32 protein-coding genes and 1 tRNA gene are annotated in these 25824 nt (G+C 60.3%); 14 read left to right on the top strand and 19 right to left on the bottom strand.

All coding sequences use genetic code 11. From position 1 onward, the window contains the following. Positions 1–1103: 1103 nt before the first annotated feature. Together AOT83_RS04895 and AOT83_RS04890 are read left to right on the top strand one after the other, a co-directional pair. Complete coding sequence (locus tag AOT83_RS04895) at positions 1104–2075, top strand: hypothetical protein (protein WP_057965013.1); 972 nt, start codon at positions 1104–1106, stop codon at positions 2073–2075. Between the two features lie 445 nt (positions 2076–2520). Continuing rightward, positions 2521–3408, top strand: coding sequence for a DivIVA domain-containing protein (locus AOT83_RS04890; RefSeq protein WP_030094999.1), 888 nt, complete (start codon positions 2521–2523; stop codon positions 3406–3408). A gap of 69 nt (positions 3409–3477) precedes the next feature. Here AOT83_RS04890 and AOT83_RS04885 read toward each other — a convergent pair whose 3' ends face one another. Next, positions 3478–4695 carry an Ig-like domain-containing protein gene (locus AOT83_RS04885; protein WP_030094998.1) on the bottom strand — a complete coding sequence of 406 codons (1218 nt, stop codon included), beginning with the start codon at positions 4693–4695 and terminating at the stop codon, positions 3478–3480. Between the two features lie 157 nt (positions 4696–4852). Between AOT83_RS04885 and AOT83_RS04880 the strand changes: the two genes are divergently transcribed. The 6 genes from AOT83_RS04880 (at position 4853) to AOT83_RS04855 (ending at position 8730) form a co-directional block, all read left to right on the top strand. Continuing rightward, positions 4853–4925, top strand: a tRNA-Lys gene (locus AOT83_RS04880). A 129-nt stretch (positions 4926–5054) separates the two neighbouring features. Further along, on the top strand, positions 5055–5303 hold the full coding sequence (locus AOT83_RS04875; protein WP_057965014.1) for a hypothetical protein: 249 nt from the start codon (positions 5055–5057) through the stop codon (positions 5301–5303). Between the two features lie 148 nt (positions 5304–5451). Continuing rightward, entirely contained in the window at positions 5452–5772 is a 321-nt protein-coding gene (locus AOT83_RS04870) for a hypothetical protein (protein ID WP_057965172.1), read from the top strand. An 11-nt stretch (positions 5773–5783) separates the two neighbouring features. Beyond that, on the top strand, positions 5784–7826 hold the full coding sequence (locus tag AOT83_RS04865; RefSeq protein WP_346424250.1) for an HNH endonuclease: 2043 nt from the start codon (positions 5784–5786) through the stop codon (positions 7824–7826). Further along, positions 7823–8296 (top strand): hypothetical protein, encoded by a 474-nt coding sequence (locus tag AOT83_RS04860; protein WP_057965015.1) that lies wholly within the window; start codon positions 7823–7825, stop codon positions 8294–8296. Before AOT83_RS04865 ends, AOT83_RS04860 begins: the two co-directional genes overlap by 4 nt. Positions 8297–8376: 80 nt before the next feature. Further along, positions 8377–8730, top strand: a complete 354-nt coding sequence (locus AOT83_RS04855; protein WP_057965016.1) for a hypothetical protein — start codon at positions 8377–8379, stop codon at positions 8728–8730. Between the two features lie 131 nt (positions 8731–8861). Here AOT83_RS04855 and AOT83_RS04850 read toward each other — a convergent pair whose 3' ends face one another. Further along, the gene (locus tag AOT83_RS04850; RefSeq protein WP_057965017.1) at positions 8862–9059 is read right to left on the bottom strand and encodes a hypothetical protein; all 198 of its coding nucleotides are present in this window, start codon (positions 9057–9059) and stop codon (positions 8862–8864) included. Positions 9060–9265: 206 nt separating this feature from the next. Here AOT83_RS04850 and AOT83_RS04845 point away from each other — a divergent pair, with 206 nt between their 5' ends. Continuing rightward, positions 9266–9451 carry a hypothetical protein gene (locus AOT83_RS04845; RefSeq protein WP_057979732.1) on the top strand — a complete coding sequence of 62 codons (186 nt, stop codon included), beginning with the start codon at positions 9266–9268 and terminating at the stop codon, positions 9449–9451. 279 nt (positions 9452–9730) lie between these two features. Then, positions 9731–11152 carry an ATP-binding protein gene (locus tag AOT83_RS04840; RefSeq protein ID WP_057965019.1) on the top strand — a complete coding sequence of 474 codons (1422 nt, stop codon included), beginning with the start codon at positions 9731–9733 and terminating at the stop codon, positions 11150–11152. A gap of 86 nt (positions 11153–11238) precedes the next feature. Here AOT83_RS04840 and AOT83_RS04835 read toward each other — a convergent pair whose 3' ends face one another. Genes AOT83_RS04835 through AOT83_RS04825 form a run of 3 tightly spaced genes read right to left on the bottom strand, consistent with a single transcriptional unit; the run spans position 11239 to position 12746 of the window. Then, positions 11239–11526 (bottom strand): hypothetical protein, encoded by a 288-nt coding sequence (locus AOT83_RS04835; protein WP_057965020.1) that lies wholly within the window; start codon positions 11524–11526, stop codon positions 11239–11241. Continuing rightward, complete coding sequence (locus tag AOT83_RS04830; RefSeq protein WP_057965021.1) at positions 11523–11891, bottom strand: hypothetical protein; 369 nt, start codon at positions 11889–11891, stop codon at positions 11523–11525. Before AOT83_RS04830 ends, AOT83_RS04835 begins: the two co-directional genes overlap by 4 nt. Positions 11892–11948: 57 nt before the next feature. Continuing rightward, positions 11949–12746 carry a DUF2786 domain-containing protein gene (locus AOT83_RS04825; RefSeq protein WP_057965022.1) on the bottom strand — a complete coding sequence of 266 codons (798 nt, stop codon included), beginning with the start codon at positions 12744–12746 and terminating at the stop codon, positions 11949–11951. Between the two features lie 253 nt (positions 12747–12999). Here AOT83_RS04825 and AOT83_RS04815 point away from each other — a divergent pair, with 253 nt between their 5' ends. From AOT83_RS04815 to AOT83_RS04805, 4 genes are all read left to right on the top strand, one after another. Continuing rightward, the gene (locus AOT83_RS04815) at positions 13000–14079 is read left to right on the top strand and encodes an ADP-ribosylglycohydrolase family protein (protein WP_082628278.1); all 1080 of its coding nucleotides are present in this window, start codon (positions 13000–13002) and stop codon (positions 14077–14079) included. Beyond that, complete coding sequence (locus AOT83_RS04810) at positions 14079–14351, top strand: hypothetical protein (RefSeq protein ID WP_057965025.1); 273 nt, start codon at positions 14079–14081, stop codon at positions 14349–14351. Before AOT83_RS04815 ends, AOT83_RS04810 begins: the two co-directional genes overlap by 1 nt. After that, entirely contained in the window at positions 14348–14515 is a 168-nt protein-coding gene (locus AOT83_RS27785; RefSeq protein ID WP_157858362.1) for a hypothetical protein, read from the top strand. Before AOT83_RS04810 ends, AOT83_RS27785 begins: the two co-directional genes overlap by 4 nt. A gap of 158 nt (positions 14516–14673) precedes the next feature. Beyond that, positions 14674–14919: a hypothetical protein gene (locus AOT83_RS04805; RefSeq protein ID WP_057965026.1), complete on the top strand. Its 246-nt coding sequence runs from the start codon at positions 14674–14676 to the stop codon at positions 14917–14919. A gap of 11 nt (positions 14920–14930) precedes the next feature. Here the strand turns inward: AOT83_RS04805 and dnaN are convergent, their stop codons facing one another. The 14 genes from dnaN to AOT83_RS04740 all read right to left on the bottom strand — a co-directional run bounded on the left by dnaN (position 14931) and on the right by AOT83_RS04740 (position 25820). Further along, positions 14931–16109 (bottom strand): DNA polymerase III subunit beta, encoded by a 1179-nt coding sequence (dnaN, locus tag AOT83_RS04800; protein WP_057965027.1) that lies wholly within the window; start codon positions 16107–16109, stop codon positions 14931–14933. Positions 16110–16192: 83 nt separating this feature from the next. Continuing rightward, entirely contained in the window at positions 16193–16888 is a 696-nt protein-coding gene (locus AOT83_RS04795; protein WP_057965028.1) for a hypothetical protein, read from the bottom strand. After that, positions 16885–17205: a hypothetical protein gene (locus AOT83_RS04790; protein WP_057965029.1), complete on the bottom strand. Its 321-nt coding sequence runs from the start codon at positions 17203–17205 to the stop codon at positions 16885–16887. Before AOT83_RS04790 ends, AOT83_RS04795 begins: the two co-directional genes overlap by 4 nt. Positions 17206–17208: 3 nt before the next feature. Next, positions 17209–17529 (bottom strand): hypothetical protein, encoded by a 321-nt coding sequence (locus tag AOT83_RS04785; RefSeq protein WP_057965030.1) that lies wholly within the window; start codon positions 17527–17529, stop codon positions 17209–17211. Then, positions 17519–17845: a DUF2746 domain-containing protein gene (locus tag AOT83_RS04780; protein WP_057965031.1), complete on the bottom strand. Its 327-nt coding sequence runs from the start codon at positions 17843–17845 to the stop codon at positions 17519–17521. The genes AOT83_RS04785 and AOT83_RS04780 overlap by 11 nt, the downstream gene beginning before the upstream one ends. Before the next feature lies 1 nt (position 17846). Continuing rightward, positions 17847–18059, bottom strand: coding sequence for a hypothetical protein (locus tag AOT83_RS04775; RefSeq protein WP_046253082.1), 213 nt, complete (start codon positions 18057–18059; stop codon positions 17847–17849). A 21-nt stretch (positions 18060–18080) separates the two neighbouring features. Continuing rightward, positions 18081–19157, bottom strand: a complete 1077-nt coding sequence (locus AOT83_RS04770) for a peptidoglycan-binding protein (protein ID WP_057965032.1) — start codon at positions 19155–19157, stop codon at positions 18081–18083. Continuing rightward, entirely contained in the window at positions 19154–20614 is a 1461-nt protein-coding gene (locus tag AOT83_RS04765) for an N-acetylmuramoyl-L-alanine amidase (RefSeq protein WP_057965033.1), read from the bottom strand. Before AOT83_RS04765 ends, AOT83_RS04770 begins: the two co-directional genes overlap by 4 nt. 4 nt (positions 20615–20618) lie before the next feature. Next, entirely contained in the window at positions 20619–20768 is a 150-nt protein-coding gene (locus tag AOT83_RS27780; RefSeq protein ID WP_157858363.1) for a hypothetical protein, read from the bottom strand. Then, a complete protein-coding gene (locus tag AOT83_RS04760) occupies positions 20768–21046 on the bottom strand; it encodes a hypothetical protein (RefSeq protein WP_057965034.1) in 279 nt (92 codons plus the stop codon). Before AOT83_RS04760 ends, AOT83_RS27780 begins: the two co-directional genes overlap by 1 nt. Continuing rightward, positions 21043–21450, bottom strand: a complete 408-nt coding sequence (locus tag AOT83_RS04755; RefSeq protein WP_057965035.1) for a hypothetical protein — start codon at positions 21448–21450, stop codon at positions 21043–21045. Before AOT83_RS04755 ends, AOT83_RS04760 begins: the two co-directional genes overlap by 4 nt. 76 nt (positions 21451–21526) lie before the next feature. Continuing rightward, positions 21527–23272: a hypothetical protein gene (locus AOT83_RS04750; RefSeq protein WP_240483004.1), complete on the bottom strand. Its 1746-nt coding sequence runs from the start codon at positions 23270–23272 to the stop codon at positions 21527–21529. Continuing rightward, positions 23272–25407 carry a hypothetical protein gene (locus tag AOT83_RS04745; RefSeq protein ID WP_240483006.1) on the bottom strand — a complete coding sequence of 712 codons (2136 nt, stop codon included), beginning with the start codon at positions 25405–25407 and terminating at the stop codon, positions 23272–23274. The genes AOT83_RS04750 and AOT83_RS04745 overlap by 1 nt, the downstream gene beginning before the upstream one ends. Next, entirely contained in the window at positions 25404–25820 is a 417-nt protein-coding gene (locus AOT83_RS04740) for a DUF2744 domain-containing protein (RefSeq protein ID WP_198530377.1), read from the bottom strand. Before AOT83_RS04740 ends, AOT83_RS04745 begins: the two co-directional genes overlap by 4 nt. Between the last annotated feature and the right edge of the window lie 4 nt (positions 25821–25824).

Raw genomic sequence — 25824 nt, 5'->3', positions numbered from 1 at the left:
CCCCCTCCAAAGTAAGATCCAGCATGACTGTCGGCCAACGGCAGCCCAGGTCAGAGAGGCTCCAAGACCATGGGAAACGTACTCACGCGACGATCTGGTGTAGCAGTCGCGACCACCATTGCCGCGTTGGCGGGAGCAGTTGGATACGCCGGACCCGCCGACGCCCAGCCCCCTGTATGCGTCTTTGTGGATTACGTGCCCAATGGCGGCGTTTCACAAAGGCCAGACGGACCGATGCTCGATGCTGGCGTCGATCACGATGCGGACGCGCCGGTCCCCAGACCTCCTGCAGGATCGCGCTTTCTTCCACCCGAAACCGGCACATTCGCGACCCCACCCGAGACGTGGCTAGGTGCGCCAGGAGTCCGGGTTATTCGCATAAACAGCCACTCGTACTACCGATGCATGTACCGGTAACGCGGCACGCTTTAGTTGGGCACCGCCACCGAATGCGTCCGAGCCGATGCGACAGAAAAATCACCGTAATACCACTATTACCAATCACTTTCACTCGTATCTCGAATCCATCCGAGGTAATGCCACCCGCTCATGTACACCATCGATAAATTCAACTAAAGCGATGTGACAGAACCTCAACCAAAGTAGGATTCGGCATGACTGCCGGCCAACGGCAGCCCAGGTCAGAGAGGCTTCAAGGCCATGGGAAACATGCTCGCACGACGATCTGGCTTGGCAGCCGTAATCGCGATTGCCGCGTCGGCGGGAGCGATTGGATATCCGGGACGTGCTCAAGCACAGACCCCCGTGTGCGTTTTTGTGGATTACCTGCCGATTGGCGGCCTCCCCCAAAGACCGGACGGCCCCATGCTGGACGTCGGCGTCGACCACGACAGAGATGGAGCCGAAGCTCCCCAATCAGCTCCCCCGATCAACGCCATTCCAGCCCCTCCGATCAGCCAACTTCCCGTTGGAACACATCTTCTTCCGGCAGAAACCGGACCAGGAGCGCGCCCGCCCGAAGTATGGCAAGGCACTCCAGGCGTCGGGATTTATCACGTAGACAATCATTCGTACTATCGATGCATTAACTGGTGATGAAAGAAACCCAAGTTGGACACTCTAGCTGTGCACCTCGGTGCTAAATGAGCGCCAACGCCGCTGACGAAGCACAAGACCCGAGCACGCTAGACGGCAACTACGCCAACGACGCCGCATCGACAGCAAAAACAATTATCGGACTGGTCACAACACTCGTAGGGTACGCAGCCGTGATATCGGCATTAATGCTATATTTCGGCTACATTCGAACTCGAGATCTATACTTGTTTTTTGGCGTTGATGTCGGCGCACTACACCTAAGTGCGACAGACTACAATCTACGCGCGGCCCAATTGTTTTTTCATCCCCTGGTCTGGATCACTCTGGCTGTTGTTGCTTTTTACGCGCTGACCGTCGGCGCTGTCTACATCGAGCGAGAGACGGTCGGAAAATTTCGTACCGGATTTCGTTGCACCCTAGCGCTTGCAACGTTAGTGGCGGCCATCTACGCGATCTGCGGCCTCCTGGGCGTCGGCAACGGTAAGAGAGCCGCGATAGCGCTCGGCCTTTCTGCCGCTTTGGCGATTGTTCAGTACAAGATGTACCGCAGCGGCCGAAAGACGAGTCGTTCAACTGAAATGGTAATGACCGGCGCCACTGCACTGTTGATTGGCGCGGCAGCATTCTGGTGGACCACTATCTATGCGCAAGATGAAGGTCTGAAAGCCGCACGCGCATATGCTTGTGATAATGCCGGTCGAGGCATCATCATCTACAGCAAAAATCAACTCATGCTGGAAGGCTTTGCCGACCTTTCCCTTCCAGGAGCCCCGGTCGATAACCAATACCCATGGCGGTACACATATGTTGGCTACAAGGTGCTTGTCTACGCGAATGATCGCTGGTTCCTTTACCGCCAACCTTGGAGTCAGCACACGTACACCGCGATCCTGCCGGCCGACGACGATTCGATTATGGTGCGCCTTCTCGGCGACAAGCCCGTGGGCGGATCGGGGTCACAACCAAGCAGTGACATGAGCGAAGACCGAGATGGCGTACCGCTTCCTTCCTGCTGACGACGACTGGACACCCCCGCCGCTAGCCAGATAACCCATACCGCGATCGGGTAATTCACACCATCGCTACCTGGGATTAAGCGATCAAGATCGATTTCAGGAAACGCCCCGTGTAGGCGATACGTTTCATTACGCGATCCATGGCAAACCGGCAGGCCCTAAAAGTGCACGTCGACAGTGACCGCCGCCAGAAGCCGTCAGCTAATCATGAATACAGAGCATCGCGGCCGCAGGAAACCTTCTACCCGCATGCTGATGCCGATGAAATCCTGAACGTTCCGATCAATATTGGCGCTATGACCAGGCACGTCGAAGGATGACAAATCTGGTTACGCAATGATCCAGTCTTTACCAACAGGTGTATACGAGAACTGGTAACGCGTGTCATACTCTTCGCGGGCTAACGTCCATCCACTTTTTCCGCACCTGTTTCCAAGGGGTACCAGTGACCGCGACCACCACCAACGAGTCCACTCGGAACTTCACCCGCACCCGCAACGGGTACGACCCCATTGAGGTCAACGAGTACATCAGCCGGCTGACGATCATGCATCAGTCCGGGCTGAACGACGTCGAGACGCTCAAGAGCCGACTTGAGGACGCCACCAAGCAGATCGGCTCGCTCAAGGATGAGGTGTCCAACCTCAGCGACACCTCCCCCTCGGCGCACGCGATGACCGACCGGATGGCCAAGATGCTGCGCATCGCGGTCGACGAGGTCTCCGAGATGCAGAACGAGGCGCGCACCGAATCGGCAGCCCTGGTCGCCTCGGCCAAGTCCGACGCGGAGGCCATGCGCACCAAGCACAAAGAAATGCTGGCCGATATGGCGGCCCGGCAGAGCGCGCTGGAGACCGAGTACACCGAGGTGATGGCCCGCGCCCGCGAGGAAGCCAATCAGATTGTCGCCCAGGCCGTCAGCGAGTCCGAGCGACTACGTGCCGCCGAGACCAAGCGGCGCGAAAAGGCGGAGACCGAACTGGACGAAGAGCTGACCAAGCTGCGTACAGAGACCCAGTCAGCCGTCGACGAGCAGCGGCGCGGCACCCAGGCCGAGTGCGAGAAGCGCCTCGCCGACGCCAAGGAAGAAGCTGACCGCCGCCTGCGTCTGGCCGACGAGCAGATCGAGCGCCGCCTGGACCAGGCCCGCCGCTCCGTGGAAGAGGTTGGCCAGCAGCGTATTTCGATTCTGGAGCAGCTGATGAGCGTACACGGCAAGCTCGAGAGCATCCCGTCCATCCTGGAGTCGGCCTACCGCGATCGTGACAACTCCAAGTCCATCATCATGGTGCCGTCCAAGCGAGTGCTCGACCAGAAGGTCATAGAAGGCTAGAAGCGGACCAGTTCGCAGAAAAGCCCCCGCACGCTCGACGTGTCGGGGGCTTTTTCGTCTGCGGCGACGCTAGTTCCGGGCGTTTCCGGCCTTCCACTGGGACCAAGGAATGTTCCAGTCGCCAAGCCCGTCGGTGACAGGAAGAACGGGGCCAACCGTGTTGGAAACGATCACGATGTCACCGCGCTTGGTGTTCTCGTAGAACCACTTCGCGTTCGCGGTGCTGACGTTCAGGCAGCCGTGGCTGGTGTTGGTGCGCCCCTGCGCGCCGACGGACCACGGTGCGGCGTGCACGTAGATCCCGCTGTAGGACATCTGGGTGGCGTACTGCACTTTGGTGCGGTAGCCGTCGGGCGAGTTGACCGCGACACCATAGGTCGAGGAATCCATGATCAGATCCTTGAACCGCTCACCAATGATGTACGTGCCGTTATTGGTGGGCGCCTTGTCCTTACCCATCGAGGTCGGCATCGTCTTGATGATCTCGCCGTTGCGCTCGACGTTGACGACCTTGTTGTTGTCATCCACCCGGCTGATGATCGCGTCGCCGATGGAGAAGCGGGACGTCACGTTGTCCTGCCCAAAGACGCCGTTGCCCAGGTCCACCCCATAGGTGTTGACCTTCACATCGATCGACGTTCCGGGCTCCCAAAACGCCTCTGGGCGCCAACGCACTTCGCGGTTGTTCAACCAGTAGAAAGCACCCTCGACGGGCGGGTCGGTGGTGATCTTGATGGCTTTCTCCGCCGCCGCCCGATTCGGGATGCTCTCATCGAACCGGATGGCGACCGTTTGACCGATACCGACCACCTCACCATCACCCGGCATGACATACGGCATCGTCATGTTGTCCGGCGAATGAGTGCGGAACGACGCGTTGGCGCGTGCCACGCCGCCAAGACCTCTGGCATCGGCCTTGATGGTGTACTGCTTGTCATAGCCGAGTGGCTCGGTGGTGGACCACGTCACACCGTCGGCGCCGACCTCACCGGCAATCTCTTTGCCGTCGGAGTTGACCATGGTGACGGTTCCGAGCACGCCTTCGCCCGCAGTCACCGTCACCGGCGCATCGACCGGAACGCCGACAGCTCCATCCTTGACCGACATCGCCAGCTTGGGCACCAGCAGATCCGCGTAAGGCGTTGCCTTGTCAATAACTTTCGGCGGTTCCTTGGAGGCGGCGTCTGTGCATCCGGCCAGCACAGCCATGGCCACAACAGGGAGTGCGAGCGCGGTGGCCCACCGCCGACGCGCGCCAACTAGCAGGCGTGGACGACCCTGGGTCATGCTTTGCTCCCTTTGAAACTTGATGCACAAACTCAACGATGATTGTACGGGTTCAGGATGGTCGGCGACGACCTCAATAACCGCGACCGGGCTATCGGGGGGATGACAATTTTCGTTACGGGCTCCGAGGCTGCTAAGGTCTTCCACGCACGTTCACGCGCCGTTAGCTCAGTTGGTAGAGCAGCTGACTCTTAATCAGCGGGTCCGGGGTTCGAGCCCCTGACGGCGCACAGCTCAGAGGCTATTTCAGGGCAAGCTACAGGTCATCCTGTAGCTTGCCCTGTAGCTTAGAAGGAATCTTCAGCGCCAACTTCAAGCGCTCCCCCGCGAACCAGCGCACTCCGCTAGCCTTCGGTTCTATGCCTGATGCAACGAACAAGGACGAGATGCCGATTCGGGTCTTCTTGGAGGTCCCGGAGATATACGACGCGTTCGGCACCAGCGCAGCATGGTGCGTGCAGCCGGGCGGCACCCTGATCATCAGAGACCACCAATACACCCGCGAACCAGAACCAATCGGTGGTCGTCTGAAGTACTACGCGTTCGCGAAGGGGCAATGGCTGCGTGTTGACTCCGACCGGGCGCCAACACCAGACCTCATGAGCTGATTCTCTGGTTATAGGAATCCTCACATTTGCCTCTGTCACCCGAATTCACCCCGTTTGGCTGGACGGCAAACGATTTTTGCCACTACGCTTCCAGTAGCCAATCGGCCGGACTAGAGGCCGGTTCTAATTTATTGCGCCGGGGGTGTTGATGTCGGGTGATGAGAACGTTCTCAAGGTTGACCTTGCGGCGTTGGGCAAGCTCGGCCCGCACCTGCGGACACTCGCCGATCAACTCACAGGTAGTACCGCGGCCAACGTTGCACCTCCGGCTGGTGCAGATCCGGGGTTGGCGGCGCTGTATGGGGTGTCCAAGGCCATCGCGGATGTGAAGCGGATCGGGGCCGCGCGGTTGAACACCATCGCCGATTTCGCCGACGAGGCCCAGCAGGCTTTCGCGATCACGGAAAGTTCACTGGCGGCCGGGTACAGCAATCTGCCCAGCATCTATCAACCACCGAAGCGCGCATAGGAGCACTCGTGGTGACGCCACTGGATGAGTTCATGGCCAAGAAGGCCAATGACTATATGGCGGTGGTGGACACCTGGCGCCCACAGACCCGGCAGTTCAAGGAAATCTACGACGAATACAAACGGTGGGTCGGGGCTCCTAATGGCACGGAGTGGACCGGGCGCACCTCGAACGCAGCCTATGACACGGCATCCACCGATTGCCACGGCTCTAATAACACCGACGACACCGTGGAAGAGCGTGGAAAACTCGTTGCTGCCACCGTCCAATACGAGGTGGTCGAGCCCCTGCTCGGCGGTCAACGTCTCATCGAGAGCGTGCTGGCGCACAAGGACCAGGGTGTCTCGATCGATCAGAGCTACAACTGTCACTACACCCCGGCCGAGGGTGAAAGCGATGAGTCGATAGCCCGAAACCGCGAACACGTCGCCGACATTGAGCGCCAGATCAAAGAGTATGTCGCCAAATGGGAGCAGGGCTGTCAAACCCTCAAAACCCAGGCCGACGCCACGGCCCAAACGATCACCGGCTGCATCAACCCCAAAACCGCCCTGGTGGACGGCCGCAAAATCCTGCGCGACGCCACGGCCCCGAAACCGGGTGACTCGTCGGCTCAGCCCGCCAACTTCTACAAGGACTGGTACCCCAAAGCCACCGACCCGGCCAGCACACAGGCCGCAGCCGCGACCGCTGCCGATCCGCACGCACCCGTGCTGGGGCCACCCTCGCCCGGCGACAAGCCACCCGTCGATCCAAGGACGGGGTCGTTGACCGGGAACCTGGGCGTGATGGGCATCAACGAGCCCAAAAGCCCCTTGGACAAACCGCCGCCGCCACCAGATGCGCGCACCGTGCCCGCAACCAAACTGGACCCCAACACCCCACAGGGCAAAGCGGCCATCGACAAGTTCCGCAGCATCTTGGCCACGCAGTACCCACCCGATCAGGTGGAGGCCAAGCTGTCTGAGGCCATCAAGGGTGCCCAGCAGGACCGGCCCATGGTCGCAACACCCGAACCCGGTACGCCTGAGCGTGTCCGACAATCTGGCGGGGAGGCATTCGCCGAGTCGTGGGATCAAGCTGGCCGCGCCAAGGATGACCTGCTGGGTATCAACGGTGGCGACCACGCGAAAGAGGCGTGGACGGGCGTCGCTAAGGGGCTGTGGGATGTGGTCAACCCCGATCCCGCCCACCAGGTTGAACGCGGGATCGACCAGGCTAAGGGCACTATCGATGAGGTCAAATCCGGCATCGACAACCCCAAAGCCTTCATCGGCAAACACGGCATAGAAATCGCCGCAGGCATCGCCACAGCACCCGTGGGCGGTGAAGGCGCACTACTCGGCACCGAAGGCCGCGCCCTCACCCACGGACTCGAAGACGCTGCGCCAGGGCACCCACCCACCCCGCATAGCGCCGAACCCCACACGCCAGTCACAGGCCACGCACCTACCGAACCGCCAAGCGGCCCAACTCATCTCGCACCAACAGTGGACCACCCGGCACCAGCCGGAGGTGACCATACGTCCCTCCCATCGGATCACAATGATCACACCCCTACCGACGTGCATCTCGCTCCGATTGAGCATCCACACATTGATGATGGCGGCGGGTCTTCGTACAAGGAACGCATCGACCAGACACCGGTCAATAACGGCCACTGGACCGGTGAACGCGGTGAGTCCCAGTGGATTTCGCAAAACCCGGAAGTCAACCAACACCTGCAAGACGCGAATGTTGACGGGATCCACTACAGCAACGGTCAACCCGACTTCAGCCCGGTTGCGAAGGGGCAGGTCGAGATACCCGAGATGACCACCAACCGAAACGCCAATTTCCGGAGTGCGGACGAATTACTCGGCCACGAGTGGGGTATGACGCGCAAGGAAGTCGAGCGCTGGCGTATCCAGAACGAGTACACGTGGCACGAAGAACCGGACCTGAAAACAATGCAACTTGTACCAACTATTGTTAATGGCAGACTCGGCCACCTTGGTGGCATTGGTGAACTCAACCGCGGGGCAGTTCCCCCGATAGGAGGCGACGGACCGTGATCGACCCCGTGCTCGGTGAAATCACATACACCAGTTCGGTCGGGTGGGCAGGCAGCTACACCTATCCCTTCCTCGGGTCTGAGGTCACAGTCCCCCTCGAACTCGGGGGCGACGAGGGAGAGCCAGTTGATCCAATCCAGCGCGACGCGGTCGAACGGTTCACCGACCTAAAGGAAACGCTTTCGGCGCAAGCCGATGACGCCATCTACGCCTACTACACCGAACGTCTCTCTGAAATGCGCGCACAGCTCGGTGACAGCGCCGACAATCTCATGCCCATCCTCGGAGACAAGTCTGGCCTAGCGCGACTGGTAACTCCGACCGCCTTCTTTGTTCGTGAGCCAGTGGTGACAGATGACCGCGTGATCGGTTTGTTGTCCAACTGCACTTGGGACCCGGGCCACGGCTTAGCCGTGAAGATAGTCAACGAGAAAGTCGTTGAGGTCGGCCCACAAGACATTGTGCTGTAGCTTCGCACGTTCGGGTCTGGAGGGTTTTTCGTATGTCGATACCCCTCCCCTGGGTTCCCAGTTGGTACTAGCATCACGCCATGTTCACCAAGATCGCACTAGCCGCGGTGGCCGCTGGTTGCGTCATGGCGTGCTCAGCGCCGGCTAGCGCACCTGATGCGCTCAAAACGAAGTCCGAGGTCAACCAGCAGGCCTGGGGCACTGAATTCAGACGCGCCTACCCAAATGGTAATTTCCGCTTTGACGCGCTCTATGACCAAGCGGTCGAGCATTGCAACTACAGCGCCGAAGAGATGGCCAAGTGGGTCGCGCTCAATCACGACAAAGGCAGCAACGGGGTCATCGACGCGACGCGCATGGGCATGAGTTACGTCTGTCCCGCTCGCGTATCTCACATCGATCAAGCGATCACTAAGGTAGACGACGGAAACTGAGACCTGTTGCTATACAGCAGGTCTCAGTTCCTTTTTGTCAGCGCGCCCAAACGCCCAACGCGATGACGACGAGAACGCCAAGAATGGCTGCGCGCCAGAGAGTCGTACACATCGCCGCGTAGGGGTTTCAGTCACGCCCCCGCCACCTCCGTAAGTGTTCCAGTGATGGCGGTCGCCAACTCAGCGGCGTCGCCATAATCCAGCTCGACCGACTGAAAATCGCCGTCTCGGTCCAGAACCTTGACGGTGATCTTCTGCGCCTTGGCCCAGTGCTGCACGTCCAGCGTGTCGCCATCCGGGTCGGTCGCGGTGAAGACCTGTTCTGACATGGTGAACCTCCTTCATAGCCTGACAGTAGATCACTCTACTGCCGAAACTGTGCAAGGTCTATGTCCACTGTTTGACGTAGCGTTGCCTTGTACAACAACTCCGGTGTGTTGATATTGGTAGACTGCTCTACCAGTACTGCTACACTGATCAGCGACACCGCAAGGTGTCAATCACAACGACGACAAGCGGAAACAAGGAGGTGAACATGGTTCAACTGCCTGACGGGATGAGCCGAGATGAGGCGTTAGCAGCGCTGCGCCAACGGCGCAGGGTTGTCACCCAGAAGATTGCAAATCGCAAACGTGAGCTTCGTGCTCTCGTGGCCGAAGTGCAATCTCTGGAGACAGAGCTAGCCCACATCGAACAAGGCGAAGATCTGCTGTCTAGCTAGTCAGCAGATCACCAGGGGTCGGAAGCGACCCTCTCGGCCCCTGGTCTCGTCTCGCTTGTCCGAGAGGTGATTTCGTTGGTCGCGGTCACGGCAAGGACGCGAGCTAGCGCGCTAGGTGATCATTGGGCGCGCTCCGTTTCGACTGGCTCACGTCACCAACACAACGCACCCCCGCCCGTTCTTTCTATACCGGGTGGCGGGCGGGGGTGTTCAAACATCATCAACAACAACCTCTTTCGCAAGGCGCGAAAGGTGCATGCAATGAAAGCGAGAAAACCAATGAACGATACCGACATCATCACTGGTGATGAGGTTACCTTTCACAAGAACCCGCAGATCGTTCTGCCGGAAGGCATTACATACGGTCGCGCCAAGGAGATCCTGGAGCGCATGCAGGATGAGGCCGAGTCGGTGCAGCAGACCAGCCGGACCTACCAGTTCCGTCCGTTTGACGGCGCGGTCGCCACCTCTCGGGTGATGAAGCGCATGTTCGGTATCACCATCGGCGCTCCGAGCGGTGGAGGCTTCTTCTCCCCGCCCGAACCCCCGGAAACCCGCACGGTGCAGATTTCGGCAACCGAGACCCTGGAAGTTCCATGGGGCAACGTCTACCTGCCCAGCGTTGACAACCGGACGTTGGTCAACGTCGGCGGCAAACGCGATCGCGACAACGGGATTGTCACGCATGTCACCGTCATCACGGCGAAGAAGAACGCCAAGATCGCGCGTGAGTTCCTGGATGCGATCGGTGAGGAGCTGAAAACCAACTCGATCTATCGCGGTAAGGCGATCGTCGGCACCGAAGAACCGGAGTTCCTGAACCTTACGACCATCGTGCCGAGCGAGATCGTCTTCTCCGACGAGGTGATGAGCACGCTGGAAGGCACTCTGTGGTCAGTGATTCGGCACCGCAAGGCGCTCAAGGGCGAGGGTGTACGCATCAAGCGTGCGCTGCTACTGGAGGGTCCATACGGTACCGGTAAGACCTCGGCCGGTCAGCTCACCGCACTGGAGGCCGTCCAGAACGGTTGGACCTTCATCGCCGCTCGACCGGGCGACGACATCAACGATGTGCTGCGCACCGCTAAGCTGTACCAGCCCGCAGTGGTCTTCATCGAGGATGTGGACAACCAGACATCGACCAGCGACGTGGATCAGGTGTCCAAGCTGCTGGAGACCTTCGATGGTGTGACATCCAAGGGGTCCGAGGTCGCACTTCTGATGACTACCAACCACTTTGAGCGCATCCACAAGGGCATGCTTCGTCCGGGTCGCATCGATGCAGTGGTGGAGGTCGCGGCACTGGACCGCAACGGTGTTGAGCGTCTGATCAAGGCCGTCGTTGCGTCCGAGCGTCTTGCCGAGGACGTGGACTATGACAAGGTCTATGAGGCGATGACGATCCAACTTGGTGATGGTGTGGTGGTCGGCTTCTATCCAGCGTTCGTGCGCGAGGCGCTGGAGCGCGCCAAGACGTTCGCCATCGGTCGGCTCAACGGTGGAACCAACTACAAGCTGGACACCACCGATCTGGTCGGCGCGGCGGTCTCGCTGCACAACCAGCTCAAGGCCCAGTTTGAGGCCGAAGAGGGTATCGCCAAGCCGACGATCGACGATCAGATCCAGGGTCTCATGAGCGACTTCGAGATCCGGGATTACGACAACGATTATGTCGGTACCTTGAAGCTCAAGAAGAGCTGAATCCGCACCGCAGATACAAAGAAGCACCCCCGAGAGCGAATCTCGGGGGTGCTTCCGTATCAACGCATTTCGCCACTGTGGCGCATCTAGCGCCTGATCAGTCTCCCGAACGACATACCGAGCAGAGCGCCGAACCCGACCAGTACACCCAGGGTCGTCAGCAAGGTTCGCGTGGTCATCTCTTCGACCTCAATCTCCTCCAGGTCGTCACACTCGGGACACCGGCACTTCTCCCGGTAGTGCGTGCAGTCGCAGGGGCCATCCAGCTCATGGCCAGCGCACGCGCCGGCGCGGTGATGCGGGTCGCCAAGGTCGTGACTATCCAGATCGTGGCCGCACGCGCAGATGTCCGTGAGACCCAGATACTCCGTCACCGCTTGCCTCTCCAGCGGCGCACCGTCATGCGGTCGACGCGTGCTGCGCGCTGTGCGCCATGCTCGCTCAGTCCGTCTTCCATCGACAGCAGCGCCACGACGCGCGCGACGGCCATGCCCGTGTCGGCGCGGCTCCGCGCGCGCTCCAGCGCTTGCCCCGCGTCTTCTAGTGTCAGCTCTTCCGCGAGGTACCGCGCCGCGGCCATCATCGCGGCGTCCCGCATCGGATACTCGGCAGGGTCGGCGTAGCGTTCGACCAGATCGTTGAACGTGTCCGCGAAACGCACCGACGCTGCGCGAGACAGCTTGAAACCGTTCTCGCGTAGCCATCCGGTCGCGTTGGTGGGAGCTGTTGCCATGGTCATGAAGTGTCCTCCAGTTGTCACCTTCTAGTCTAGTGACGCGGCCGGTAGTCCAAGCTACTAGCGCGGCAAACCTAGAGGGTCTACCGAATCAATCGGACGGTCCATCGCCGCGGTTAAGCCAGCGCGCGCGCCCTGTTTGAATCCGTCGTCACTGAACTGATCCACCATCGTGTTGACCGCATCCGGATACGCGTCTCGCATCGCGTCGCGAGCGCGCTCACGGTCGGACTTGTACAGCGCGACGACGCCCGCCTGGTTGGCCGCGTCACCTTCCTGCTGTTTGATGCGCTCAGCGATCGACGCCGCGAACCCAATGAGCCAGGATTGACGGTAGACGTGCAACGATTGCGGCGCTCGCTTGTCGCGCGTCATCTGCACCAGGTGGTCCAACCGCTCTGCCCGATTCATGGCCGCCCACTCATCCACGGTGGCCGCGCGGAACGTCTCTCGTTTAGGCATCTCCACTTTGGCGACCAAGCGCGTCGCCTGTGGTTGCAATATCTCCCAGAGCATCCTCAGGCGTTCGACATGGTGAGACATGCCGAACACGTGCACGAGCGGCATGTTATTCAGACCAACGGTCTTGCAGTGCAGCGCCTCCGCGAGGACGGACAGCATGTGCTTCTGCTCGGCCGGATAGGGATCGCGCACCAGTAACAGCATGTCGATGGCGTTCGGGATGTCGCTGATGTCGAGACCGCGCTGGTGTGCGCGCACGGTCGCCAGATCGATGCCGTGTTTGGCGAGCAGCGCGAAGGCGCGGCCCTGGAACGCCTCCTCCTCGGGCGTCCCTGTCACATCCTCGGCCTGTCGCAACAGCTTTGCGATCTTGTCCACGATCTTGTCGTCGGTCATGGGTGTCCCCTGATGTCGCGTTGTATTGGTAGTTCATTCTACCGACATGCTAGTAGACATCTCTACCATTGTGCTACGGTAGATTGGTCTACCAAACAACGGACGAAAGGGCTGCTCATGGCCAAGAGGGTTTGGATCGATAACGGCGGAATGGTCACCTGCGACGAGCACTCGGGTATGTACATGCGTTTCGCCATCAAGGAGCGACCCAGCGCGAAGCGGCACACCACACCTCTCGGTGTGTACGTCGCAGATGAGTCCGGAAAGTACGAGTGCGAAACCTGCGTCCCCTTCCACACGAGGAACCCAAATGCCCATTAAATGGTCCAACGTGCTCCGCGGTGTCGCCTTTGGCGACGCGTGGGGCTACCGCAATGAATTCAGGTCGTACGCTCAGCTCACCCAGCACGGTCTCATGGGTCCTGCGCTGCCTGAGAAGCTGATCATCAGCGACGACACTCAGATGACACTCGCGCTCGCGCGCGGTCTACGCGATGCGAGTAACAAGACTGACAGTGAGATCCGTGACGATGTGCTCTCAGAATGGGTCAACTGGTACGGCGACCCTGATAACAACCGCGCACCTGGCAATACCTGCATGCGCGCGATTGGCGCTATCAAGCAAGGTACGCACTGGCTGGACGCCGCGGTGCCCGACTCGGACGGTTGTGGAACCGTGATGCGCGTCAGTCCAGCCGCTCTCGTGAGCAGTAAATTCCATAGCTGGCAAGGTATTTCAACCTGGCAGGCCCTCACCACACATGGGTCACCGACCGGCGCAGCAGCATCACTGCTAGGTGCTGCGCTGATTCGTCTGGAACCGACGCCGGGTGAGTCGGTGGAATTCGCACTTGATCTCACTATGGATGCAATCAGCAACCCGGATGATCTGCTGTTGAGCGGTCTTGACCAGTGGATCGATGAGAATGGCGACTACTACGGTCCAGCGCATCAAGAGGGTGTACGCCGATTCATCACGCGCGGGATGCTGAATCTCGCACACACGTTGGTAGACGCGGACATTGCGCTGAGAAACATTCGCGCGAAGGATCTAGATCCTTGGGACCTGGACCCGTGCGAGCTAGCAGGTCCGGGATGGCGTGCGCACCACGCGCTTTCAACCGCGCTGCTGTGTGTCGACCTTTTCCCGGAAGATCCGATCTCCGCGCTACGTCGCGCGACGGTCACCAGTGGAGACAGTGACTCGATCGCTGCGGTCGCTGGGTCCATCCTCGGTGCGATCCATCCTGACCCCTGGCCTGACGGTTGGTTCGATCGGCTGGAAATGCGCTACCAGAAAGAGATTTCAGAGGCAGAAGGGTTCGAGTTCTGATGATCCATGCAGATCACGACAGCGAACCGTACAAACACGGCTACGACAACGGCAAGAAGATGGCGCCGTTCGTGAAAAAGTTCCCAGCCTGCGTGTCCATCCCTATGCGGTGGTCAGCAGATCCGGGACCGAAGCGGTCTGACGGATGGCCGGAGGCTGCTCACGCGTATGCCGAAGGCGTGCAAGATGGTTGGACTGACAACTACACACCAGAACCGGGAGAGCGTCTGATCTCCGACATCACAACCGAATTGGACAAGGACTACTCATGATCAAACGCGAAACGCTCACCAGTTGGCGTCGAGTCGTGAGCAAGATGGATTACCATCCGAGCCCGGAGCGTGAACACCAGCTCATCGACTCGCACCTTGAGGCGCTGGACACGATCGATGATCTGAAAGGCCAGATCGCCACCGCCTATGAGACATTGCAGTAGAACGCAAAGATACGCCCCAACCGCAACTTAATGCGGTTGGGGCGTTTCGTTTTAGGACCCCTGACGGGAGCGCCAGATAACCCGGTTCACCGGACGGGCTCCAGTACTACGACCGTCAGGGGTGGTCTATGGAGGCGATTTCGTGACACAATCCCGCGATGAACAATGATGATGAAGAAAGAGATGAAGAGAAGGAAGCGCTCGATCTTGCAATTGGGCTCTGCGTCTCGCAGCTGAAATCGGAACCTTTGATCGATCTAGCGAAAGATCTTGGTAATCCAAACTTCAAGGACGACGTGTCCCGTGGACTCAGGATATTGGTGACCATCCTTCTCTCCGCGGTGTCAACAGCCACCGGTAAGTCCGACATAGACATCCTAGAAGAGATTCGCGAAATCACCTGATTTCCAACGATCTACGCGGCCGGTTCGGTGTGGCGAATCGGCTGAATCATCTGAATCGTCTCACCGGCAAGCGGATTTGCCAGTAGATCATCCGCCTCGACAACATCCGGCGCGAACATCAATCCGCGCAGACCACCTTGCAGACCGATGGTCGCCTTGTCGCTGTCGAGAGCATTCAGGCTATCCATGAGGTACACGGGGTTGATCCACACGGTCTCAGGCTCTCCGGTGAGCTGCACGTCAATGTCCTCATTGACCGTGCCGATCGACGTGCTCGCGTAGACATTCAACGTGTTGTCACCAAAGGTCAACTTCATTCTCGGATGGTTGTCAGCCGACGAGCCGGTGACGGCTAGTGCGCGAGTGACGGACTCGGCGATCTCAGGAACGACAACGGCCGCGGTGGTCAGATATTGCTTCGGAAGCGCCGCTCGGCAGTTGGGGAACTTGTCATCGACGAGTCGTGAAGTCATGCGTCGGGTGCCGCCATGGATGCCGAGAAGCTGCGCGTTGCTCTCATCGCCGCTAATGGCGAGATAGACCTGATCGTCGCCGAGTCGGCCGATCTCCGCCAGAGCGCGCGTTGGGATCAATAAGCGTTGCCCAATGGCTGGGTGGTCAGACAGCGGCGTCCAGTCGATCTCACGCATGGCGATCCGGTGGCCGTTGGTCGTTGTGAGTGTCAGCGTGGACTCGCTGGTGATCTCCAGGCTCACGCACATCTGACCGGGTTTGGCCTCGTCGCTGCTTGCCGCGCCGATCACCTGCGTTACTGCGTGGCTGAACTCGTCGGCGCTGACGGTGCCGGTGTCCTCGGGTAGCGCCGGCAGTACGGGGTACTGGTCAGCGAGCATCGTCGGGAGACTGAAGTCAACCTTGCCGCACCGGATAGCCACGGTTGAGCCGTTGTCGGTCCAGGTGACCGGCTTGCGTGGCAGCACCTTGGCGATCGTCGCGAGCAGTCGGCCACTGACTAGAGAGCTACCCGGCGTCACGTGCTGCGCGTCGGGTAAGCCGATCTCGGCGCTCACATCCAGATCGAAGCTGCTCAGTGTCAGCCCGGGCGGCCCGCCCGTGACCAGCATTCCGGCCAGTATCGGTGTCTGTGGCTTACCAGGGATGATGCGTGCGGCCCAGGTGACAGCCTCTGTGAAAGCGTCGCGGTCCATGGTGAATGACAGATCGGGCATCTCTACTCCAGGCTCGGATGATGGGTCTCAGAGCTGAATGTAGCCCGGTAGTTGACAGTGCATGTCCTACAGTTTTGGCAGTGCTACACGTCGAGATATTCGTACGATGTGAACAGCGCGCCGACGTTGATCACACCCAGGAACAGATCGACGCCGACCGCGACTCCGTGGTTTCTGAACCCCGGCCCGTGGTTGATCTCATTGGCGCGCACCGGCAGACTCGTCACCTGCGTGCTGTTCCGGTATGCGCGAATGGTGTGGTTGGGCTCGTCGTACCACACCGACACCGAATCGCTGTTGGCCCACGCAACACTGACCGTCGCGTGCTTGGTCACCGTGGCTGCGTTGCCGCGGCCCTTGATGATGTGCAGCTTGTTGTTGATGATGCCGGTCTCAACCTCGATGCCGTAGTACGTGTTGAACAGCGCGTCACCACAGATCACCAGCCGAGTCTTCCCACCCGCCAGCGAGCCTATGACGGCGTTGGCGCGGCCGTTGTCGCTCATCGCCTGCACCTTGTGGCGCACCAGGCCGCGGCCAGCCAGCTTTCCGCCGTCGATGTAGGGATCGCCACCGAAGAACGGCAGGCCACCGTAGACCATCGTGAACTTGTCCAGGTTCGTGAAGGTGTCGGTGACGTGCATCTTGCCCGTCACGCGAACGTCAGCGACGACGCCGATGCGAGCGCCCTTGCCGACACCCTCGATGGGTTGAGACAGCACACCGGGCCGCGCGTGAACCATCCGCGTGAACGGCTTGGGCGGCCGAACTAGGGTCATGCGCGTTCCTGCACATACGGATTGAGCGCCACCACCAGATCGGCAGCAGTCTCGAAGTTCGTGACGAACGGCCGTGATGCGACGAACGCGCCAGCATTCCAGAACCCGATGTGTGTCGATGTCCCGACGTACGCCGCGAACGTGACCACCGAGGTTGACTCGCCGTTGTCGGCTGTCGCCCACGTCGGCACTTTCCGCACGATGCCTGGCATCTCGTTGGCTCCACCGGCACCAGGCTCGGCGTTGTGTAGTGAGACCTCATCGAAGTAGCCAACCATTGTGGTGCACATGGCATTCAGAACAGCTTCATCAATCATCTGCTACCCCTGCCTTGAGACGGTGCCGAGAATCCAGACCAGACGCGGCTTTGGCGCGTCCGGGTAGACGACATAGACGCGGAATCGCGCCCCGGCTGGGATCGGCTCTAGATCATCAGCCTCGATGAAGAAGCTTGCACCGGAGGTATCAACATCGATAGATGGCCAGATGCCCAGCGTCTCACTGAAATTGTGCGAGTACATGTACAGCGTGACGGTGGTGCCAGCGGGGAGCGTATCACCCGCGGGCACGTCCCATCGGTGCGCGAGGTCCTGGCCCTGAATGAGGTTGATGCGATCGACGATCGCGACATTACCTATCATTTCGGTGCCTTTTCGCTAGTTCCTGGTCCGATGCAATACGTTCGTCGCGTTCGGCATTGAGGTCTTCGCGAAGATTGCGGAACCCAGTGCGGACCTCAGAGCGGAAGTCGCCGAAGTCCTTTCGTATACCGCGAACGTCGTCCTTTACCTCGTCAAGGTCGGTGCGCATCGGTGTCTTATGACCGTTTTGGACCTGACCGCGAATGGCTTCCAACTGATTGCGCGTCTGCCGTTGCGACAGCACGTAGGCAATGCTGATGATGCCGTAGGCGATCAAGTCCATCAGGTTGTCGGCTCCGATGCCGCTCCAGTTCACGTCAGAACAACCCGTCTCGCCGCTGCTCGTGCAGCACTCGACCGGCCACGCCGATCACTCCGAGCCCCAGCATTGTTCCGGCCATGTCCAGCAATGGCGGCACCGCTTCCTTGTCGATGACATTGGCAGCCGCAAGCCCCGTGAGAACAACGAAAGTAACGCCGTATAGCGCGATTCGCTGTGTCGATGTCAGCTTCTCACTCAGATTTGGCATGATAGTTCCTCTCGTAAGTCGCTATGCCGCAAGTGCTTTGCGGCCATAGGCGTTCATCGAGTCGATGGCGTGCCGGACAGAGCTACGCCCTGAGCCGTCCATCACGTCATCAATCCCGTAGGTTCCGTGATCGCGCGCACCGGATGCCGCGAATCGGATCGCGATACCAGCGGCGCGTGCGGCGTCGATCAGGTTCAGCGGGTTGCCCAACAGCTCGGTAATCTGCTCAACCAGACCACCCTTTCCGGTCAATGCCGCCACCATGTCTGTGGCCATCTGGAATGGGTCGTGAATCTGGAGACGTGTCAGCACGTCATAGACGGCTGTAATGTCGTCACCAGCATCACCTTTCGGCACGGCTGTATACATATCGCCAGCGTGCGCGTAATCGTGCCAGGTGGACGGCGTGCCTTCGATTCGTCTCGGAGAGATGCCGCGGCCCGGTAGCGTGTCACCGGGCCATGTGTGGTTCTCTTCGCGGGACGGATTGCCGAAGGTGTAGCCGCCGGTTAGGTCCGCGAAGCGATGCGACAGCGAGCCACCGTGGATGACTTCACGCAACAGTAGCGACGCCGCCTCGGCACCCTGCGAGTAGCCGCCGAGCATGAACTTCCCCGGCGTGGCCGCGATCCGCTTGATGCCAGCGCGTACGGCGACCTCGACTGACTCCTGGTAAGACAGCGACGTGATACCAGTGACCAGCCCCCCGGGGATGGGGCCGAAGCTGGCCGGGTAGTCGATCGGTACCCACGTGAAGAACCCGGGGTCAAGACCGCGCGCCACGTCGGCTTGGAAACCCCAGTCCGCAGCAGACCAGGTACCAGCGAACGTGTACACGGTAATGCGCTGCCACGGCAGCGGTTTGAGCCCATACAGCCGCATCCGAGTCGCGTAGTTCGCGATGCCGACCGCCGGTAGTCCAACATTCTTCTGGAACTGAATCAGCACACGCTCAGTCAGCTCATCGAAGTAGTCGCCGTGGGTCATGCCCATATCGCGCGCCCAGCGGAATTTCTCAGTGAGGTAGTACCGGACTCGTTCAACCTCGGGCCCCTGATCACCCTCGCCGTAGCCGACGAACTGACCGTTAACGATCACTTCTCACCCCTGACCTTGGCCAGGATGCGGCGCGCCAGCTCGGCGTCCCGCTGCCGATCCGGGTACTGGTCGGGGTCGGCCCCGGCGATCTCCTCCAGCAGATCGATCGCCTTGGCGTCGCCATACTCGGCGCGCTTCTCAATAGCCTCGACGTGACTGTTGGCGTCCATCACCCGGATGTATCCGCGTACGTTGTTCGCCTTCTTCTCGCCGAGATGGCGCAGCGGGGAGAGCGATTCCACGATCTCCTGTTGCTCGCGCACGAAGTTGAGAATTTCGCGCTGTTCGTCGTCAGATAGTGCCATGAGGAAACCTCCTGTTTTGGAGCCGATTTGGCGCTGAACTTCAGCACGGAAGATGTCCATGTCGATCTGGCCGGGGTCCCACTTGCCCTCGTCGGTCTGTGGGTCACCGTCGTCGTATTCCTTGTGTGAGATGCTTCGGCTGGCATCGACGCCGATACGGTGATTGATCGCGGCGTTGATCTTGACCAGCGCCTCGTATTGGGCATCGGGCCACGAGCTGCGGTGGCGCAGAGGCAGCTTCGATGAGCCACCGCCGTCGTTCTGGCATTCGATGCCGATGGTCCGCTGATTGCCCGTTCCGGGTCTCAGATCGCCGTACGCACCCGTTCCGGCGTGCCAGCACACACCGACAGCGACAAGCTCCGCCACTCCGTCACGGCGCAAATGGATATGCGAAAGCGGCCCTTTCAGATCCGGCCGCCCATTCCAGATGGATTGCCATGTGGATTCGTTGCTTCCGGTGTGGTGGTTGACGACGCCCCAGAGCGAGCCCATGTCGCCGTGGCCGCGCTCCAGCCAACTCACATCGCCTATCGAGCACTCGACGACGGTCACACCCTCGGCGCGCAGTACGTCAGCCAGCCATACCGGGTCGCCCGTCCACGGTCCCGAGGGTTGTTCCGGCTCGCCGGGATTACCACTTACGGCGCGGTCATAGACCTCGTTGGCCTCGCGCCAGCGCTCGTCGTAGCGATCCGGGAACGCTGACCGCTGCACGTCTTGAGCCATCCGGCCCGGTGAGCGCGAGTTCCCGCGGTAGTCGTACGGCAGACGCAACAGCGCCTCTAGGAACATGCGTGAGGACTCGCGAATGTCCATGCGCCGGAACGCGCCGACGGGATCACCGAAGAGCCCGCCCCAGCCCCAGTTGGCACCCTTAGGCGCCTGCTGCTGGAAGTACCCCGAAGAGTAGCCGTCGTCTCCCTCGGCGTCGTGTGGCAGCGCCAGGCATTGCGGGTCCTTGATATTGGCGAAGCACCACCAGCCGTACTCGCCAGAGTCGGGGTTGGTGGTGCCGACCTCCACAGCGATCGTGGCGAGGGCGATCTTGACACCCTTGGGTTCTACAGCGAGCATCGCGGCCACTGAGATCACTTCGCGCGCAATCTCTTCTCGCGTCAGCATCGGCTTGGAGCGAGTGAATCGCATCATCTGGTCACCATCCGTATCTGCCTTTCACAAGGCGCGGGTCTTTCTCGCCGGGCGAATAGAGCCGCGTGATCACCAGGAATGTCACCCCTGCGGTAAGTCCGGCGACACCGACGAGCCCCAAACCGAAGAGCGCGGCCTTGACGAGCTGATTCATTACGGCCGCTTGAATCTCAAGAAGTCGGGCAGGAACGAGGGCATCAGCTTGGCTAGCCGTTGCGCCAGGCCGTCTAGCACGACATCGTCGATCTTCCACGGGGTCACGTTGGTCATGTTGTCGATGATCTTCGGAAGCGCCGCAGCGATTTTCGCTGTGAGAATGTCCGCGAACTTGTCTGCCAGTTTGTCGAGCAGTTCGGGCCGCTCCTCGAAATATTCCTGGGCAGCCTCCAGCGCCACGGTGACGATCCACTTGCCCAGCACCCGCGGGTTCATAGCTTGAAAATCTTGTTCGCGCCGTTGTCCCAAACGATGTTGATGTCACCACCGTTGGGCGAAACGGGAAGCCCTGTCGCCGTGTCGATGTAGGCGATCAGCGGAGACGTGGCCGCACTGCCGGTGTCCTTGATGAGAACCACCGCCTCGACGCTCGCACCCGATACTGCGGGGTGCGTAACGTCGGCCGCATCACAGACACCAGCGGTCGCCGTCTTGGAGCCCAACGCCGCTGAGGTGGCGATGCGCGCACCGGCTGCAATATCCGAAAGAAACTGGTGTGTCGCAAGATTGACCGTGTACGCTCCGGTGTCCACCAGGACAGCCCTGATCGTGTCACCGGTCCAGTTGATGCCACCGGTCGCGAACGCTTCACGGCCCTTGTCGTACAGTGCATTTGCCATTGTGCTTTCCACTTTCTTTTGCGCAGGGCTAACGCCCGGATCAGAGGTGACCCGGTGCGTGGAGGGAACTCGCGAACTAGCTGAGTACGACGGCCATGGCACCCCAGTTGATAGAGGTGTTTGCGAGCTTGAAAGTCGTTGTCTCAGAGGCAATGTTCATAATCAGATAAATCTGAGATGCGCCCTGGGAGAGGAACAATGCGCCACCACCCTCGGTCCCGGTGGGGGCCGTGGAAGTGCCGAAGACCTGGAGGATCATCTGACCCGCGGTGCAGGTCACAGCCTGTGTCGGCTGCGATGAAGTACCCGATGTCTTAGTTACGGTTCCTGATGGGGCTGTGACACCGGACAGCGCAACTCCTGCCATGCGCCACCAACCGCTACCAGTAGCCGTCACCGAAATCGTCTTAGCGCCCGCCGATCCCATGGCTATTGCGCTCCGGTAGATCTTGATGAATCCAGTACCCACGCCTGACGTGAACGTCTGGGTATCCACCAGCGTCATGGCGGCACCGGCACAGGTAACCGAAGACGGGTTGCCGGCGCGGTCCTGTGCGACGGCGCAGTACACGTAATCGCCCACTGCGGCATAGACATCGAAGGTGGAGGTGCCTCCGTTACCTTCTGATGTAGTGCCGTAGCTGCATCCGAGAGCCACCCCAGACTGTGCGGCGGGTTGAAGTGGGACCGCCAGAGCGGCCCAGTTTCGCGACGCGCTCAGTGAGCCCGTAAATGATGTGTCGGCGTCTGTGTCTCTGACCGATTGGGTCAAGAATCCAGCGTTGTCGAGATAGCGACTTGTACCACCCGTGAGACTCGACAGGGTGGTGCTGTTCTCGCCCGGGGTGAACGCGTGCACCGTTCTGCCGTTCAGGGGCACTGTGACTGATTGTGAGAAGGCGGTACCGACGCCTGTCGTCTGTTTGGCCGGGCCGTAGCCCTGAACACCCGTGTAGGACGCGGCCACCACTTGGCCCCAACTGAATCCGGCCTTGTTGATGTTGACGGTTGCGCTGCCAGCGGCGACATTGCGAATCAGGTACGCGCCCATGACAACACCACCATTGAGCGCCTGGCCAAGGCAGATCATCGGCAAGTTGCTCGCACCGTACGTGGCGCTGAGTGGTCCGATGCTGCCCACCGAGTAGAAGGCCAGCACATCCGCCCCGGCAGCCGGGCTTATGGTGCATGAGGTTGGCGAGCCAGTCGTTTCTGATCCAACGCCCACCGTGTCGAAAACGACTAGTGCCGTCTGTGTTATCGCGGGTGCACCGAACGCCTCGGCTGATGCAATTCCCGTGGTGGCGATGGTCATCGGGCCGCGGGTGACTGTCGTCGCGCCGAACGCCTCGGCGCTGACGATGCTGGTCGGGGCGACGTTGCGGCTTATTTGCGGGCTGGGTACCGCCTCGGCTGATGGAATGCCAGCGATGACGATGACGACATGGGAGATCTTCGCCGTGCCGAAAGCCTCTGCCGATGGAATACCCGTGGGGGTCACTGTTACGGGTCCCACGGTGAACACGGGTGTGCCGAACGCTTCCGCCGATGGAATCGCAACGGGATTGAATGTGTTGCGCAGCAGCGCTGTACCGAATGACTCCCCTGACGGGATGCCGGTGGGGTACGTGAACTGCGGGAACGTAACCAGCGGTGAGCCGATCGCCTCACCCGATGGAATGCTGGCGGGGCGCAGGTTGTAGACCAGTTTCACCAGCTCGGGTGTACCGAACGCCTCCGCCGAGGCGATCGACGGAACGGACATACCGAATCGTCCGTACCACTGGCCGCCTGAACTCTTGACCGGGAAACCCTGGGGCATCAGGCGGTCCTTATCGCGCAGAAGCCGGAACCACCTGGACGGCCGCCATTGGCCGATCCACCCACGCCACCGTCACCGCCACCGCCGCCGCCACCAGGCGAATTGCCATTGGTGTCCATTGCCGCCGCGAGACCGCCCACGAAGAGCCGACCAAAGAACGGGTAGTTCACCTGGGCTTCGCCAACCGGGTCGCGATTGAAAAACCCGCCATATGCCAGTCGACCACCCACACCACCGGGGATGTTCAGTAGAACCGTGAATGGACTACCTGCGAAGTGAACATTCAGCGCACCGCCTGCGCTGCCGTTCTGCTCCCTACCGGGAGCGCCTGCACCGCCAGACGGGAGGTAGATCTCCAACTCCGTGACATCCCAGGGGATGCCAACACCGCGCTCTAGACTTACCGCCGCCCACAGCCCGCGGCGTCCACCTTCACCCGGCTTGTTCCAACCACCGTCACCACCGCCACCGCCGCCACCAGCACTAGACCCAATGATGTAGATGTAGCGAGCATCGGTGGGAATCAGGAAGGAATGCGTGCCCGGTGTTGAGAAGTCCGTCCACGGTGAATCCAGAAGCGTCTCACCGAGTGCACCCCAGGCCGGCGCGGACTCGGACCGAACGATCGCGCCCGAGATAGACGCGGGAAGCCCGCTGCCTGTGTTGTTCTTCTCTGTGGGGTAGGTCGGCAATGGCTGCACAACCTCTGTCACCTGAAGCAAAGAAGGGGTGGTGAACATTTGGCCAGCAGTGCCACCAACCTGTCGTACCGCGATGAACACGGTTTCACCGCGACCGACTCCAACACCGCCAGGGATAGCGAATGTCTGCACCTTGGATGCGGTCAGGCTCGACTTCTTATCGCCGAGATTCACTGCCAGGGTAAGTGTTCCGTCTGTCTCTATTTTGTAGACGCCGACATAGCAATTGGTCATTGCCGAGCCGACGAGCCCGAACTTCAGCGCCTTATAGACCCGATCCGTGTCTGGCGTGATGGGGATGTAGGTGATGTCATTCAGAGCGGGGGTAAACATCGACTGGGCTGAAATGATTGGGAACGAAACGTCATCGTGAGTTCCGGTCGAGATCCAGCGAGGACTGCGCCGAGGCCGAATGACCATCGATGCCGCGAACTGGGCATTCGCATTGGCGTCGCTGGCTACCGATGTGACATGTCCAGCAGCAGCTTTCACATCATCCGGCGTCTTGCCGATGGCGTTGCCACCAAACACGCCATTCCAGAAGCTATTCCAGGTGTTTTGGATGTCTTCGCCAATGTTGTTTCCACCCTCTAGGATACTTTGCAGATCCAGCGGATTGATCTTATTTGTCATGTGTGGCAACACATTTGAGAACCACACATCCCCCGAAGTCGCACCGGAATCGAGCATGAGGAGCGGCGCGGCGTACGCCACTCCGCTCTCGACTTTCCAGGGCTGAGACGGCATGGCCTGCCAGATGCCGTTAGCTGCGGGGGGTTGCAATTGACCAGTGATCACATCGGGCAACGGGTTCTTGTTCGCGTCCCAGGTTGCGAAGCCAACCTTGATGGGATTCGTCCCCGGTGTGGCGGTCAGGCTCGACCACATCGTGCCCGCGGGTAGCTCAAGTATCTGTCCGGGAACCACATTGAATATCTCCGAGCGTGCCGACTGCTGGGTTCCGTTGGCGGTCATCTTGGCTGACCCGCCCGACTGCCAGCCGGGCTTGGTGGGGTCCCACTGGAGGAATGGGTTGCCACTCACGCTCAGCGCGTTGAGGAACTGGCCAGCGCCGCTGATCAGGTCTTCGATGACATCAGAAATCCAAGAACGCGGAATCGTCCCACGGAAGACGATCGACAGCAGATCACCGATGATGGGAATCTGAAACAGCGCGTCCAGTGCCTCCTCGGCAGACGGGAATATCGCAAACGGGTTGCCGATCAGTTTGCGAATCAAAGCCGTTAGCATCGCCAGGCTGTGTGGCATACCCGTCGGAAGGCCGCCGAAGAACCCGCCCGTGAACTGATCCAGCGCCGTCTGATAGGGCGCGTTGTACTTGTTGCGCCAGTCGATCTCGGTCATCTCCGCCCACGCGGCCAGGCTGTCGTAATTGGCCGCCTGCTCGGGGTTGAGCTGATCGGGCTGGGTCACAGCTCGCCCGTCTCCCGCTTCTTGAGCAGGCGCTCAAGTAGTTCGGCCTGCTGTAGGCGCGACAGCTTGTTGATCGCCACGTCGGCTGGATGCTCCTCCTCGACAGGCGTTTCCAGCGGCACCCACTGCCCCGGTGAGGTCATCCAGTGCGGTCCGTTGGCCTTGGGTGGAATCCACTTCTTGACCGGTTCGCGCACCAGGCCCGCGCCGCATTCGTATAGGTGCTCAGAGACAGCCATGTTGTAGCCGATGGGCATCACGAGCTGAGCGCCGACGACACCAGGCAGCGCCACGAGCATCCATAGGAACATCTCGCGCGGGTTCTCAAGGTCGCAATTCTCGCGCGTGGGAAAGCCTTTGGAGAACTCGTAGTCTTGAGCGTTGGCACCGTTCATCCCAAAGTTGGGATTCATCGCG

This window comes from Mycobacteroides sp. H001 (genome assembly GCF_001440005.1).
Lineage (GTDB): Bacteria > Actinomycetota > Actinomycetes > Mycobacteriales > Mycobacteriaceae > Mycobacterium > Mycobacterium gwanakae.
The sequence above is the reverse complement of the archived record's forward strand: the minus strand, read 5'-3'. Positions and strand labels throughout refer to the sequence as shown.